Below are 401 nucleotides of genomic sequence, written 5' to 3'. Positions count from 1 at the left end.
AGAGCGGAGTCTCTCCCTTTTAATTTTTCACTTCTAAAAGCAGTATGATGTCATAAAGTTAAGTGAGAATAATTAAGGGATGACTCGTCATGGCGCACTCACACTCACACACGTCCTCACACCTGCCAGAAGATAATAATGCTCGTCGCTTGTTGTATGCTTTCGGCGTGACTGCCGGGTTTATGCTGGTAGAAGTCGTTGGTGGTTTTCTTTCTGGTTCTCTGGCATTGCTGGCCGATGCGGGTCATATGTTGACCGATACTGCCGCCCTGCTTTTCGCCCTACTCGCCGTGCAATTTTCACGTCGTCCTCCCACCATTCGCCACACTTTCGGTTGGCTAAGACTGACCACGCTCGCGGCGTTTGTGAATGCCATAGCCCTCGTGGTAATTACCATTTTG

The 401-nt window shown here is 49.4% G+C and carries 1 protein-coding gene; it reads left to right on the top strand.

Annotated features, from left to right (window positions below; genetic code table 11):
- Positions 1-89 precede the first annotated feature (89 nt).
- A partial coding sequence (locus EOS_RS42660; protein ID WP_047898283.1) for a cation diffusion facilitator family transporter occupies positions 90-401 on the top strand: 312 nt, incomplete at its 3' end.

The sequence above is a fragment of the Caballeronia mineralivorans PML1(12) genome (assembly GCF_001028175.1).
GTDB classification, from domain to species: Bacteria; Pseudomonadota; Gammaproteobacteria; order Burkholderiales; family Burkholderiaceae; genus Caballeronia; species Caballeronia mineralivorans.
The sequence above is the reverse complement of the archived record's forward strand: the minus strand, read 5'-3'. Positions and strand labels throughout refer to the sequence as shown.